Below are 12,030 nucleotides of genomic sequence, written 5' to 3' on the forward strand. Positions count from 1 at the left end.
CGCGCGCGGGCCGTGGCGGGCGCGGGCGGCGCCGCCGGGCGCGCGGGGCCTGACCGCCGCGGCCCAGACGCGCGCCCGCTCACGAACGCCCGTACGCCCGTACGGACGGGCGTGCGGGCGTGCGGGCGTGCCGGGCCGTACGGACCGGCGTACGGCCCCGGCACCGGCGCGGGTTACCCCGCGTACCGGTCCTCCGCCTCCGCGAGGATGCGGGCCAGCTCCGCCTCCAGGGCCGCCGCCGGGTCGTGCGCCAGGTGCTCGTCGCCGAACGGCACGAGCTGGTCCGTACGGTCCAGGAAGGCCACCAGCGGTTCGGTCTGGGCCCGGAACCGGGCGCGCTCGCCGCCCACCTGGAGCGTCAGCAGCACCTCCGTCAGGTTCCCCAGGCCGGCCGGGCCGACGCGCACGTCGCCCTCGCCGACCGTCCGGCTCAGCCCGTCCAGCAGCAGGTCGCGGGCGAACGTCCAGCTCACCGGGGCGTCGCCGGGCAGGTGGAAGGTGATCTGCATCGCGTACGGGTCGTCGCCGTCGTAGCGCAGTCCGACCGGGATGCACAGGGTGAGGTCCGGGGTGATCAGGAACTCCATGGTCAGTTCCGCCTGGACCGTGTCATACGTGTCGCGCATGGTTTCGCCGCCCCCGAAGTGAGTCCGAGGGGCCGGGGTACAACGTCCCGGCCCTCTTGACGCCATCGTCCGGCACGCCTCCGGCGTCCGACAAGGCGTGAATTTTCAAATACTGATAGAGAGGGTGAGAGAGCTGATCACGGGCCTGAGCCGCGCGCGAAGGGTCTCCACCACCGACCGCAGCCGCTGCGCGTCGTCCGCCAGCCCCGTTATCGCCACCGCGGCGGGCGCGCCCGGGATGCCCGGGACCGGGAAGGCCGCGCAGGCGTAGCCCAGCGCGAACTCCTGGTACTCGTAGACCGGTTCGGCGGGCCGCCGGACGGCGAGCCGCCACCTCAGGTCGTCGGCGTCGCGCACCGAGTACCGGGTCAGGGAGAACGCCGGGTGCCGGGACAGGTGGTCCTCGCGCTCCTCGTCGCCGAGCTGGCCGAGCAGGCACTGGCCCATCGCGTGGGCGTGCGCGGTGCTGCGCATGTCGGGGAACGCGGCCGGGTCGGTCGCGAGTTCGCCGGCTCCGGCCAGCACCTCCACCTCGCCGTCGCGGTACGCCGAGAAGCAGACGTCGACGCCCAGGTCGCCGCTGACCGCGGCGAGGGTGTCGGAGACGCCGGCCCGGCGGCTGGCCAGGCTCTCCGCCCCGGACAGCCGGCGGGCCGCCTCGCCGAGCACGAACACGCCGTCCTCGCGGCGCAGGTAGCCCTCGTGGGCGAGGGTGCGCAGCAGGTGGTAGGCGGTGGGCAGCGGCAGTTTCGCCTCACGGGCCAGCTGCTTGGCCGGGGCGCCGCCCGGGTGGGAGGCGACGGCCTCCAGCAGCCGCAGCGCGCGCTGCACCGAGCTGATGAGCGTCGGCTCGCAGGACGCGTTGAGGTTCACTGTCGCCAACAGGCACCCCCGGGGTGTGTGCGGGGCCGACGCCGGTACGTGGGAAACGGCGCCGCTGACTGGCCACTCTAGCCCGGAGCGGGCGCCGGGTCCCGGCATTCGCGGGCGGCGCCTTGCCGGTTCGCCCCGGCGTGCGGCGGGATCGGCGCATGGTCGTATGTACGCCGGTCTACTCCGGTGTGCTCGTACTCCGGTGTACTTCGGACGCACTCCGGGGCGCGTGTCGGGGGCTCACCACCCGGCCGTACGCCCCCGCGCCCCCCGCGGTCGGGGGCTCACCGGCGGTCGCGCGACGAGGACGTGAACTTCCGCACGACGAAGACCAGTCCGGCGATGATCGCCACCAGCAGCAGCGCCTTGAAGACGAGGCCGATCACGAAGCCGGCCACGCTCAGCAGCACGCCGCCGAAGACGACGAGGAGCGCGACCGGTACGGCGATCCACTTCACCCACCACGGCACGGCGTGTGCGATGCCCTTCGTAGCCACTTTCGTCCCTGCTTTCTGCCGTCGAGGCTGGTTGCCGCCGGAACCGGTCGCTCCCGGCCGGACCCCGGCGGCGGCCGGAGACAGCCGGTCACCCGCGCGGGCCGACCCGCCTGGCGGCTTCGCCTTCCTTCGCCTTCGATGCTAGGGCCGCGACCGGCCGGGATCTAAGGCCGCGCGGCCCCCGTCGTGCCCTGACCGGCCCCCTACGGGTCCCCGGGCGGCGGCGGTCATCCCTCCGGGGGAGAGAAGACGACCATGACCCGCAGGTCCTCGGTGATGTGGTGGAACCTGTGCGCCACTCCGGCCGGTACGTACACCACGCTGCCCCGGCCCACCTGCGTCGTCTCCATGCCCACCGTGATCGACGCCCGGCCGCTGACCACCAGGTACACCTCGTCCTGCCGGTGCGGCCGCTGCGGGTCGGTCTCGCCCGCGTCCAGCGCGTACAGCCCCACGGACATGTTCCGCTCGCGCAGGAACTGGAGGTACGCGCCGTCGTTCGCGGCCCGCTCCGCCTCCAGCTCATCCAGCCGGAATGCCTTCATTCGCTTCTCGCCCTCTCCACTCGCCGCCCCCTGGCCGCCGCGTTTCGGCCACCGGCGTCTGCGACGATCGCTCCATGAGGCATTTTCTCGTCAAGACGATCGTGAACGCGGCGGCCCTGGCGGTCGCCATCTGGCTGCTGAAGGACATCACGCTGACCGGGGACGGCACGGGGCACAAGGCGCTCACCCTGGTCCTGGTCGCCCTGGTCTTCGGCGTGGTGAACGCCGTGGTCAAACCGGTGGTGAAGCTGCTCTCCCTGCCACTGTTCATCCTCACGCTCGGGCTGATCACGCTGGTGATCAACGCCCTGATGCTGCTGCTGACCTCGGGCCTGGCCGACGCGCTGAACCTCTCCTTCCACGTCGAAGGCTTCGGCACCGCAGTGGTGGGTGGCCTGATCGTGTCCGTGGTGTCCTGGGCCCTGCACGTGGTGCTGCCCGATGACGAGGACTGACCCGGCGGTGCCCGACGACGACCCCGGCGGCCCGGAACGGCCGGACGGCACCGCAGGCCCGGCGCGGCCGGACGGCACCGCAGGCCCGGCGCGGCCGGACGGCACCGCAGGCCCGGCCCGGACCGAGGACGGCCCCGGCGACCCGATACGGGCCGGGGACGGCACCCTGGCCGTGCGCGCGGGGCTGCCCGAGCCCGAGGCGTACGAGCCGGCGCTGCCCGGACCGGTCTTCGCCGCGCACTACCATCTGCCCGCCGACGCCGACCCGCACGGCGGCCCGTACGCGTACGGGCGCGACACGAACCCGACGTGGACGCGGCTGGAGCGGGCCGTCAGCGAGCTGGAGGCCCCGGGCGACCCGGCCGTGGAGACGGTCGCCTTCGCCTCCGGCATGGCCGCCGTCGCCGCCGTCCTGCTGTCGCACCTGCGGCCGGGCGACACCGCCGTCCTGCCCTCCGACGGCTACCAGCTCCTGCCCGCCCTGCGCGCCCGGCTGGAGGGCCAGGGCGTCACCGTACGCACCGCGCCGACCGCCGGAGACGCGCAGCTCGCCGCCCTGGACGGCGCGCGGCTGCTGTGGCTCGAATCGCCGTCCAACCCCGGCCTGGACGTGTGCGACATCCGCCGCCTGACCGAGGCCGCGCACGCGCGGGGCGCGCTCGTCGCCGTGGACAACACCCTGGCCACCCCGCTGGGCCAGCGCCCGCTGGAGCTGGGCGCGGACATCTCGGTGGCCAGCGGCACGAAGGCGCTCACCGGCCACGGCGACGTACTCCTCGGCTACGCCGCCTGCCGCGCCCCGGAGCCGGCCGCGCGCCTGCGCGCGTGGCGCAAGACGGTCGGCGCGGTCCCCGGCCCCATGGAGGCGTGGCTGGCGCACCGCTCGCTGGCCACCCTGCACCTGCGCGTCGACCGGCAGGCGGCGGGCGCCCTCGCCCTCGCCGAGGCCCTGCGCGCCCGCCCGGAGGTCACCGGCCTGCGCTATCCGGGCCTGCCCGACGACCCGGCGCACCCGGTCGCGGCGGCGCAGATGCGCGCCGGGCGCTACGGCTGCGTGGTGTCCTTCACCCTCCCGGACGCCGCCCACGCCGACCGCTTCCTCGACGCGCTGCGCGTGGTGCACGGCGCGACCAGCTTCGGCGGCGTACGGTCCACGGCGGAGCGGCGCGGGCGGTGGGGCGGGGACGCGGTGCCGGAGGGCTTCATCCGCTTCTCGGTGGGGGTGGAGGACCCGGCGGACGTGGTGGAGGACGTGCTGCGCGCGCTGGACGAGGCGGCGGCCTGACGGCTGGGCCGGGGATGCGCGGGGCGAAAGTACACTAGTGCACACTCGTGTACGCTAGTGTCATGTCTGCTACGTATCCCATCGCCGAAGCGCGCGGCAAGCTCGGTGATCTCGCTCGCCGGGCGGCCCAGCACGAGCACATCACCCTGACCGACCGCGGCGTCCCCACGGCCGTCCTCATCTCTCCCGCCGAGCTGGAAGACCTCGAAGACGCCCTCGCCCTCGCGCGTCTGGAGCGCGACCGCGCACTCGGGCGCACCGAGGCCCCCATCCCGCACGACGAGGCACGCCGCGCGCTCCTGGAGGCGGCGGGGAGAGGCGAGTGACCTGGGAGGTGCTGTGGGAGCCGACCGCTCTCAACGCCGCCGCCGCTCACCTCAAGGACGACCCGCAGGGCGTCGACAGCCTCCTGCACGCCGCCGACCGGCTCGCCGAGCATCCCCGACCCCCGGAGTCACGTCCGTGGGGCACCGCTCACCGCCGCCTCCGGCACGGGCCCTGGCGCATCCTCTATCGCACCGACCCGGAGACGCACACCATCCATATCGAGCACATCGGACATACCGGCGCCTAACCGGCCGGAGGTCACCGGCATGCGCCACCCGGACCTGCCCGACGACCCGGCACGGCCGGTGGGGCGCCGTCGACGGTTCGTTCCGAGAAGTGAGTTCGCCGCGACGTCCCGCACCGCCCCCGACGTCTCCCTCGAAGCCTTCCGGGCGGACCAGGACGCCACAGCCGCTCAGGAGCCGGTCGACCCCTGTGGCCAGCCGGGTACGCGAAGGGCCGGCTGAGCCGACCGCGGGCCGGACGGCGGCACCTCGCCGCCACCCGCTCACGCGACGTGCGGGTCCGCACCGTCCGGGAAGGTGAGCGCGTCGGTCTGGCCGAGGAGCAACCGCCCGCGCGTGAGCTGCGCGTCGATGTACTCCAGGCTGCTGGGCTCGTCCGCGTCGCCCGGCAGCGGGTCCAGGCCGACCAGCAGGAGGATCGGACAGCCGGTGGCGGCGATCCGCGACCAGTGCTGGGTGACGCGGATCAGTAACTCGTGGTTCTTGCACCGGTCCCCGCGCACCCGGATGAGCGTGGGGTTCTCCACCAGCACGCGCGTGCCGGTGTAGACGGGGTGCAACTGCGGCGCCATGCCCAGGGCACCGGCCAGGTCGCGCATCTCCCGCTCGATGTAGTCGAGCGTCTCGACCGGGTGGCGGGGCCCGGGGTGGGTGATCAGCAAGCACGGCACCAGACGCTTGCTGTTGGGCTCGACCCAGGACTGGCTGACGATGTGGTTGTACAGCGCGCAGGAGTCGGGGGGCATGGTGCTCACGCGCCCACCGCCGCGGGCCGGGCCGTCCGGAACTCCGCCCATACGCGTTTTCCGGACAGCGTCCACTCCACGCCCCACCGGTGCGCGGTCCTCTCGATCAGCGCCATGCCGCGCCCGGTCTCGGACAGGTGGTCGGGGTGCCGGACGACCGGCGGCGCCGGGTCGGTGTCGGCGACGGCGACGCGCAGGCCGATCGGGCGGTCCTGAAGGCTGATCAGGCACTCCGAACAGGCCGCGTGCTTGATGACGTTGGTCAGCAGCTCGGTCAGGCAGAGCGTCACGTCGTACGAGAGGTCCGTGCGGCCCCACAGCCGCAGGACCACGCGCACGATGTGGCGCACGGCCGCGATGGCCTCCGGGCAGGCGGCCAGGGATTGCTCGTAGCGCTGACTGTGCTCTTCGACCGTGGTGATCATCGGTTCCTCCGGACGTGGTCGCCGCCCAGCTCGGTGGCGAACACCCAAGCGAATGTCCGGCCGGTGGGCGGTGAGCGGTTGACTTCCTGCTTCTGCCGGAGGGGCGGAAGCAGACCCCCATACGTGACCGATTGTCATCAGCGGTCTCAAGAACTGATGAACATTCACGGCCTCGCTCAGGCAGAATGCCTCTACGGAATCACAACGCGCAAGCTTGTGACCTGGTTACCCAAGAGAAGGAATATCTGTTCTATCGACCCGCACACCATGCAGGTGCCAAACTGCACCTGTGCCGCCACCTGTGCACCTTGGGGGTGTCAAAACACACCATGCCGAACGCACGAGCAGTACCAACTCTCCGCAGGCGCCGACTCGGTGAGGCGCTGCGCAAGTACCGCCAAGCGGCTGGCCTCAGCCTCGACCAAGCCGCTCGGGCGATGGGCTGGGACGAGAGCAAGATGTCCCGCATCGAGACCGCGAAGGCGCGCATGCGTCCGCAGGACGTGGCGCCGCTGCTGAAGCTGTACGACGTGACCGACCACAGCGTCGTGGCGCCGCTGGAGGCACTGGCCAAGGACGCCGGGAAGCAGGGCTGGTGGCAGAGCTACGGCGATGTCGTCTACCTCAGCTACAAGGACTACCTCACTCTGGAGTCCGACGCCGAGAGCATCCACACCTACTCGGCGGACCTGATCCCCGGGCTGCTGCAAACCGGCGCGTACGCGCGTGAGATCATCAGCGCGACCGCCATCAACCGCACACCGGAGGAGGTCGCCGCCCTGGCGGAGGTCCGCAAGACGCGGCAGGCCATCCTCACCGCGCCGAAGCGTCCCTTGAAGCTCTGGGCGGTGATGCACGAGGCGGCGCTGCACCAGCGGTTCGCCTCGCTGCCCGCCCTGATGCGCGGACAGCTCCGACACCTGCTGGACATGGCGGACCTGCCGAACATCACCATCCAGGTGATGCCGCTGACCGCCACCCCGCACCCCGGGATGCTCGGGCTGTTCTCAGTCGTGCGCTTCCCACACCCGTGGCCCACCGTGGTCGACCTGGAGAACATCCGGGGCGGCTACTTCGTGGAGGGCACCGACGACGTGAAGGTCTTTGAGTCTTCCTTCGACCGCGTCGTCGCCGCAGCGCTCTCCGTGGACGACTCCCGGGAGCTGATGAGAAACCTCATGGAAAGGAACGGGCCGTGAACCCCCCTGCCCGCAAGGACGACCTGTACGCCATCGACCTGAGCGGTGCCACCTGGCGCAAGTCTTCCTACAGCAACGGCGGCAACCACTGCGTGGAGATCACCGACCTGCCCGGCGGCGGCGTCGCCGTGCGCGACTCAAAGCACCCCGAGCGGGACGCCCTCCGCTACACCGCCGACGAGTGGACCGCCTTCCGCCAGGGCGTGCTCGACGGCCTGCTGTAGGCCCGTAGACCGCACGGGACACCGGCTACGGCGCGGCCCGGTCGCCACCTTCCCAGGTGGCCGCCGGGCCGCGCCTGAGTCCGCTCGGCGGAGACCTTCCGGCCCGCTGAGCCCTGGACGGCACGGCAGGGACCGCTACGTGACCGGGCAGGCCAGATCGGCTGCGGCACGGTTCGGCGAACACGTCACCAGGGCCAGCGACAGGAACATGGGGCGTTCGAGGTAGTACCCCAGGGAGACATCGCCGCCCCAGCCAACGCGTTGGGCGGCCGAGTCGACGAGCGTGGTCAGACAGGTGCCGTCCGCAGGCAGACCGGGGGTGAAGCGCGGCGCGTACTCGGTCAGCCGTTCCCTGAGCCAGCCCGCCGCCGCTTGGGGCTCCTGCCACGTCCCTCTGACCGAGGTTCGTGGCTTCATGAGCCAGTGTGCCGTCTCGATCGGCGGGAGGTCGGAGACCGGGAAGGCGACAACCACGTCCCGGTATCTCCGGACCAGTTCCGGCCTGCTTCCGGATGAAGGCGGCTGAGGATGCGGGGGCCTTCGTAGTGCCTCTTCATCGAAGAGCTGTTTCGGACCGACCCACAGATACCCGTGGTGGTGCAACTGTCGTCCTGCTTCCAGTACGGAGCCGAGGGAAGGACTGGCGGCCAGGTCCCGACCTGCGGAAGGCCGGGACCTGGCCGGGGCGCGGGCGAGGCGTCACACCGAGAGGCCGAACCGCGTGGGGTCGATTCCTGCCGCGACCAGTTCCGCCGTGGTGAAGCGCAGCGGTTCCATGTCCGGCCGTTTGCTGTCGCCCAGGGCCCATGCGTTCCGGCCTATCCGGGCGAGGGTCACACAGGACTCGCCGTCCGGGTGGGTGTTTCCGCCGCACGCCCTGGCGAAGGCTGCTTCGCAGATGTCGAGCGCGTAGAGGTCGTCTCCGTCACGTTGACGATTCGGGTGTCCTTGATGAGTCCGCATGTTTCCATCGTCGGACGAGCCCATGGGGTCCTCTAGCCCGTTTCCTGTTCCCGCAAAAACCCGTCCCGGATTTCCTCGACCATGTTCCTCATATCGTCACCGGACAGGGCCGTCGCCTCGAATCCCTCGAATTTCCGGACGTACAGCTCCACGTCCCTCGGGTCCGTGACGACCACCTCGGCATGCACCGTTTCCACGGTGACCACACGGCTGTCTGTAATCACGAACGCGTGGTTCGCGATGTCGTACTGCCGCGCCCCCAGAGGAACCACCCGGATATCCACGTGGGAGAGACGTGACATCGAGACGATTCGGTCCAGTTGGGCCGCCATCATGATCGGGGAGACGATCTGCCACCGGAGAACGGGTTCCGTGATGACGAACCGCAGAGACTTCGCACTGTCATAGAGGACGGCCTGCCGCTCAAGCCTGCCACTGATGGTGCGCGTGAGGGAATCCTCGCTCAGGCTGTGACGCCGAAGAACCGCCCTGATGTACTCGGGTGTCTGGAGCAGCCCGGGAACGAGGGCCGACTGAAACAGCCGGAGTGTCGACATCTGGGCTTCCAGTGCCTTGGCGTCCTGCTGGCCCTTGTGTACGCCGATCCGTTTCAGCAGCCGCCACGCCGTGATCTCAGTGGCCGCCGCCCGCGCTACCTCCGCGTACTCCGCCTTGATCTCGTCCGATACCCCGATGGCGGACAGGATGCGTTCCACGTCTGCCACGCTGGGCGACACCTTGGCGTTCTCGATCTTGGACAGCTTGGATGCGGACATGAAAGCGCTGCGGGCCACTGCCTTGGCCTCCATTCCGGATGCCTTCCGCAGCGCCCGCAGCATGGTCCCCAGCTGCGCTCTGCTCACTCCCCGTACGTGGCCCACCATGCGGAGAAGGGCTCAGCGTGAGCGAGTGCGGTGTCCCGGTGCCGGACGAAATCCGTCGCGTCGTTCGGCGGAACCACGTCCGATCCGAGGAAGGCCCCATGGCCGTCGTAGCGCATAACGGCCGCGTACTCCGCATCGAAGAGCCAGAAGTCCGGCACGCCGACGAGGGGATTGGGCCTGTCGGTGATATCGAGGATGAAGAACTCCTCTCCACCGGTCATGTTCTTCCGGTATCCCCACCCGAGCTCGAACCGCAGGTAGTCCGTCAACGGCCTGGCCAGGACATGTACGCGGTAGACGCGCTTGCCCCGGCCCGTGTGCGACCGGACCTCCGCCACCCACTCCGAGTTGTAGCCCTCCGGCTGCGGTTCTCCCGCCACGAACGCCTGGTAGGCGTCGACGCTCCCCGACCTGCTGTAGTCATCCAGGGTTTCCAGTCGGAACGCCTCTCGTTCGAACGAGTCGAAGAGGTCGCCGAGAGTCCTAGATGAGGTTTTCACGGATGGCCCTCCGGATCAGGTCCATCGGAATCTCCACAACCGTCTCGTGGTCGGGAATCTGTAACCCGTGGTCAGTCGGAGTCTGGCCTTGCGCCAGCAAGGTGTCCCGGTCCGTCGCATACAGGGTCGGGCAGTTCTTGATGTCACAGGTACCCACCAGCTTGGTGACCTTCATGGTCATGGGTTCCTCTCTCCCGCACCGCCGGTTCACCGTGCCGCTCCGATGCTCCCGAGGCCGTGACCCGAGGGTCAAGTAAGCGCGGTTGCCGGAACGGGAAACCGCGCACCGGAGCGCAGCCGGCCCCGGCCAGACGCGGCCTCAGTCACCCGGCGGCGCCGGAATCGCCCGTACCCGCGCCGCCAGCTCCGCGTCGTGCCCGTACCGCTCCAGCAGCAGCCGCTCGATGTCCCCGCGCAGGTGCCGCGCCCGGTGCAGGTGGCCGTCCGTGCGGCGCAGGTCGCGGTCCACGCTGAGCAGTTCGGCGCTCTGCGCCTCGACCACGAAGCTGCGCAGCTCGGCGAGGTCCAGCCGCCGGTTCAGCTCGTGGACGGTGTCCCGCCAGGCGTGCAGCAGGGCTACCAGGGCGCTGTGGCCGCGGTCGGCCAGCACGCCGGAGACCAGGGCGGCGTCGGTCGCGGACAGGACCGGGCGGGGGAAGACGCGGTGTACGGGGCGGTCGGGGTCGAGGGGGGCGAAGCGCGGGTCGTAGAGGATGGCGGTGTTCTTCGCCAGCTCGTCGGCGAGCGCGCGCAGCGTCTGGCGCTCCCGCTCCTGGGCGGCCGCGAGCCGTTCCGCGAAGACGCCGCTGATGGCGGCGACCAGGGCGAGGGTCTGGATCACCGGCTCCCACCGGTTGCCCGGCGGCGCGGTGACGAGCCAGCTCACGCAGACGGCCAGCGCGGCGGCGAGGGCGCCGAAGGTCAGCACCGAGTAGCCGGAGCGCCGCATGGGTCGCAGGGCCACCGGTCAGGCGAAGGGGTTCGGGGGCGGGACCGGGCCGGGGGCGGGGGTGGCCTCGGACTGGAGCAGCACCAGCTCCATGCCGAAGCGCGGCGCGCCGTAGCCCGCGGTGAAGCCGGAGGTGGCGCGGTCCACCTCGGACACGCCGGCGTCGGCGAGGGTCTTCTCCAGGCCCGACGGCAGGTACTTGCGGGTCAGCAGCAGCCGGATGGTGTCGTCGGGCGGGAACTCCACGCTGCTGCGGTCCGGCAGCGTCAGCCGCAGCTGCTCGCCCGTACGGTTGCGGTAGACGACCTTGACCAGCAGCGCCCGGTCGTCCTCGACGGCCGCGTCGAAGGAGACGCTGTCCATGTCGATGTGCAGGTCGGTGTACTGCATGACGGCGCTGGTGACGAACTCGCCGAACCGGGGGCTGCCCCGGTACTCGCGGGCCGCGGCGGCGGCGCTGTCGTGGTCCAGCCGGTCGGTGCTGGCGACCTCCAGCAGAAAGCGGTCCTGGCGGCGCAGCAGGTGGCTGGTGAGCGAGTCGAGCAGGGCGGTGTCGTCGGGGAAGTTGGCGAGGGTGTTGCCGAGCAGCGAGTAGACCACCGGCTCGTCGCCGACCAGGCGCTCGACCAGGCCGCGCAGCCCGGCCATGTTGCGCGCGGAGGAGAAGTCGAGCTGGACCGGTACGACGTTGCCCACCGGGATGTCCAGGCCGCGCAGGGCCTCGCGCCTGCTGAGCCGCAGCATCTCGGGGCTGACGTCGACGGGCAGGTAGCACAGGCCCGGGTTGTCGCGGCCCAGCCGGGACAGGACCGTGTGGTCCTTGTGGCCGGTGCCGGTGCCGAGGCTGACGTAGTGGAAGGGCCGCCCGTCGAGGTGGGCGGCGAGCCGGGCCCAGCGGCGGGTGAAGGACTCGATGCTCTCCCGCATCACCGGGTAGAAGAGGTCGGAGCAGGCGTGGATCCACGCCATGGTCGACTCCACGCCCCAGTAGGAGAAGCCGGACGATATCCGCTTGCCGTCGCCCGTACGCGAGAAGGGCTCGCGCAGCTCGCCGGCGAGCTGGGCGAACTTCTGCGACTGGTCCTCTCCCACCAGGCACAGGCTCCAGGAGAAGTCCTGCTCGTCGAGCAGTCCTTCGAGTCGCTGGACGGCCCGGTCGCGTGCGGCCATGGACGGCGCTCCCCCCGCTGACAGCTTCAACTGTCCGCGCTCCCACGGCGGCTGACGCGGGGCCCGGTCGGTCAATGGTACGGGGGCGGGGCGGGGAAAGGCCGGTGGGAGCCCGGG

The 12,030-nt window shown here is 71.2% G+C and carries 19 protein-coding genes; 6 read left to right on the forward strand and 13 right to left on the reverse strand.

Translation table 11 applies throughout. The features are described from left to right. Positions 1-173: 173 nt before the first annotated feature. The 4 genes from RKE29_RS06355 to RKE29_RS06370 form a co-directional block, all read right to left on the reverse strand. Positions 174-626 carry an SsgA family sporulation/cell division regulator gene (locus tag RKE29_RS06355; protein ID WP_312004054.1) on the reverse strand — a complete coding sequence of 151 codons (453 nt, stop codon included), beginning with the start codon at positions 624-626 and terminating at the stop codon, positions 174-176. Between the two features lie 105 nt (positions 627-731). Then, a complete protein-coding gene (locus RKE29_RS06360) occupies positions 732-1,499 on the reverse strand; it encodes a helix-turn-helix domain-containing protein (protein WP_312004092.1) in 768 nt (255 codons plus the stop codon). A gap of 284 nt (positions 1,500-1,783) precedes the next feature. Then, complete coding sequence (locus tag RKE29_RS06365) at positions 1,784-1,996, reverse strand: DUF5326 family protein (RefSeq protein WP_312004055.1); 213 nt, start codon at positions 1,994-1,996, stop codon at positions 1,784-1,786. Between the two features lie 227 nt (positions 1,997-2,223). Continuing rightward, positions 2,224-2,541: a cupin domain-containing protein gene (locus RKE29_RS06370; RefSeq protein WP_312004056.1), complete on the reverse strand. Its 318-nt coding sequence runs from the start codon at positions 2,539-2,541 to the stop codon at positions 2,224-2,226. A 74-nt stretch (positions 2,542-2,615) separates the two neighbouring features. Here RKE29_RS06370 and RKE29_RS06375 point away from each other — a divergent pair, with 74 nt between their 5' ends. From RKE29_RS06375 to RKE29_RS06390, 4 genes are all read left to right on the forward strand, one after another. Then, complete coding sequence (locus RKE29_RS06375) at positions 2,616-2,996, forward strand: phage holin family protein (RefSeq protein WP_312004057.1); 381 nt, start codon at positions 2,616-2,618, stop codon at positions 2,994-2,996. After that, positions 2,983-4,281, forward strand: a complete 1,299-nt coding sequence (locus RKE29_RS06380; protein WP_312004058.1) for a cystathionine gamma-lyase — start codon at positions 2,983-2,985, stop codon at positions 4,279-4,281. Before RKE29_RS06375 ends, RKE29_RS06380 begins: the two co-directional genes overlap by 14 nt. 62 nt (positions 4,282-4,343) lie before the next feature. Then, complete coding sequence (locus tag RKE29_RS06385; protein ID WP_312004059.1) at positions 4,344-4,607, forward strand: type II toxin-antitoxin system prevent-host-death family antitoxin; 264 nt, start codon at positions 4,344-4,346, stop codon at positions 4,605-4,607. Then, positions 4,604-4,855: a type II toxin-antitoxin system RelE/ParE family toxin gene (locus tag RKE29_RS06390; protein ID WP_312004060.1), complete on the forward strand. Its 252-nt coding sequence runs from the start codon at positions 4,604-4,606 to the stop codon at positions 4,853-4,855. The genes RKE29_RS06385 and RKE29_RS06390 overlap by 4 nt, the downstream gene beginning before the upstream one ends. Positions 4,856-5,116: 261 nt before the next feature. Here RKE29_RS06390 and RKE29_RS06395 read toward each other — a convergent pair whose 3' ends face one another. Next, positions 5,117-5,608: a hypothetical protein gene (locus RKE29_RS06395; RefSeq protein WP_312004061.1), complete on the reverse strand. Its 492-nt coding sequence runs from the start codon at positions 5,606-5,608 to the stop codon at positions 5,117-5,119. Further along, the gene (locus RKE29_RS06400; RefSeq protein ID WP_312004062.1) at positions 5,605-6,024 is read right to left on the reverse strand and encodes an ATP-binding protein; all 420 of its coding nucleotides are present in this window, start codon (positions 6,022-6,024) and stop codon (positions 5,605-5,607) included. The genes RKE29_RS06395 and RKE29_RS06400 overlap by 4 nt, the downstream gene beginning before the upstream one ends. Before the next feature lie 329 nt (positions 6,025-6,353). Here RKE29_RS06400 and RKE29_RS06405 point away from each other — a divergent pair, with 329 nt between their 5' ends. Further along, positions 6,354-7,223, forward strand: a complete 870-nt coding sequence (locus tag RKE29_RS06405) for a helix-turn-helix transcriptional regulator (protein WP_312004063.1) — start codon at positions 6,354-6,356, stop codon at positions 7,221-7,223. Then, positions 7,220-7,447 carry a DUF397 domain-containing protein gene (locus RKE29_RS06410; protein WP_312004064.1) on the forward strand — a complete coding sequence of 76 codons (228 nt, stop codon included), beginning with the start codon at positions 7,220-7,222 and terminating at the stop codon, positions 7,445-7,447. The genes RKE29_RS06405 and RKE29_RS06410 overlap by 4 nt, the downstream gene beginning before the upstream one ends. A gap of 135 nt (positions 7,448-7,582) precedes the next feature. On the opposite strand, the gene RKE29_RS06415 is transcribed toward RKE29_RS06410, so the two are convergent. From RKE29_RS06415 to RKE29_RS06445, 7 genes are all read right to left on the reverse strand, one after another. Next, positions 7,583-8,050 (reverse strand): hypothetical protein, encoded by a 468-nt coding sequence (locus tag RKE29_RS06415; protein WP_312004065.1) that lies wholly within the window; start codon positions 8,048-8,050, stop codon positions 7,583-7,585. A 96-nt stretch (positions 8,051-8,146) separates the two neighbouring features. Beyond that, a complete protein-coding gene (locus RKE29_RS06420) occupies positions 8,147-8,410 on the reverse strand; it encodes a DUF397 domain-containing protein (protein WP_312004066.1) in 264 nt (87 codons plus the stop codon). A 32-nt stretch (positions 8,411-8,442) separates the two neighbouring features. Next, the gene (locus tag RKE29_RS06425) at positions 8,443-9,273 is read right to left on the reverse strand and encodes a helix-turn-helix transcriptional regulator (RefSeq protein WP_312004067.1); all 831 of its coding nucleotides are present in this window, start codon (positions 9,271-9,273) and stop codon (positions 8,443-8,445) included. Next, positions 9,270-9,794 (reverse strand): DUF6879 family protein, encoded by a 525-nt coding sequence (locus RKE29_RS06430; RefSeq protein WP_312004068.1) that lies wholly within the window; start codon positions 9,792-9,794, stop codon positions 9,270-9,272. Before RKE29_RS06430 ends, RKE29_RS06425 begins: the two co-directional genes overlap by 4 nt. Continuing rightward, positions 9,778-9,969 (reverse strand): hypothetical protein, encoded by a 192-nt coding sequence (locus RKE29_RS06435; RefSeq protein ID WP_312004069.1) that lies wholly within the window; start codon positions 9,967-9,969, stop codon positions 9,778-9,780. The genes RKE29_RS06430 and RKE29_RS06435 overlap by 17 nt, the downstream gene beginning before the upstream one ends. 144 nt (positions 9,970-10,113) lie before the next feature. Continuing rightward, on the reverse strand, positions 10,114-10,758 hold the full coding sequence (locus RKE29_RS06440) for a hypothetical protein (RefSeq protein WP_312004070.1): 645 nt from the start codon (positions 10,756-10,758) through the stop codon (positions 10,114-10,116). Between the two features lie 3 nt (positions 10,759-10,761). Beyond that, the gene (locus tag RKE29_RS06445) at positions 10,762-11,913 is read right to left on the reverse strand and encodes an L-histidine N(alpha)-methyltransferase (protein ID WP_312004071.1); all 1,152 of its coding nucleotides are present in this window, start codon (positions 11,911-11,913) and stop codon (positions 10,762-10,764) included. Between the last annotated feature and the right edge of the window lie 117 nt (positions 11,914-12,030).

Source organism: Streptomyces sp. B1866, from assembly GCF_031932565.1.
Lineage (GTDB): Bacteria > Actinomycetota > Actinomycetes > Streptomycetales > Streptomycetaceae > Streptomyces.

Excerpts from the sequence above, each read along its gene's own strand:
- RKE29_RS06355 (WP_312004054.1), bottom strand. The coding sequence starts at position 626 with ATGCGCGACACGTATGACACGGTCCAGGCGGAACTGACCATGGAGTTC.
- RKE29_RS06370 (WP_312004056.1), bottom strand. The coding sequence starts at position 2,541 with ATGAAGGCATTCCGGCTGGATGAGCTGGAGGCGGAGCGGGCCGCGAAC.
- RKE29_RS06375 (WP_312004057.1), top strand. The coding sequence starts at position 2,616 with ATGAGGCATTTTCTCGTCAAGACGATCGTGAACGCGGCGGCCCTGGCG.
- RKE29_RS06380 (WP_312004058.1), top strand. The coding sequence starts at position 2,983 with ATGACGAGGACTGACCCGGCGGTGCCCGACGACGACCCCGGCGGCCCG.
- RKE29_RS06385 (WP_312004059.1), top strand. The coding sequence starts at position 4,344 with ATGTCTGCTACGTATCCCATCGCCGAAGCGCGCGGCAAGCTCGGTGAT.
- RKE29_RS06400 (WP_312004062.1), bottom strand. The coding sequence starts at position 6,024 with ATGATCACCACGGTCGAAGAGCACAGTCAGCGCTACGAGCAATCCCTG.
- RKE29_RS06405 (WP_312004063.1), top strand. The coding sequence starts at position 6,354 with ATGCCGAACGCACGAGCAGTACCAACTCTCCGCAGGCGCCGACTCGGT.
- RKE29_RS06420 (WP_312004066.1), bottom strand. The coding sequence starts at position 8,410 with ATGCGGACTCATCAAGGACACCCGAATCGTCAACGTGACGGAGACGAC.
- RKE29_RS06435 (WP_312004069.1), bottom strand. The coding sequence starts at position 9,969 with ATGAAGGTCACCAAGCTGGTGGGTACCTGTGACATCAAGAACTGCCCG.
- RKE29_RS06445 (WP_312004071.1), bottom strand. The coding sequence starts at position 11,913 with ATGGCCGCACGCGACCGGGCCGTCCAGCGACTCGAAGGACTGCTCGAC.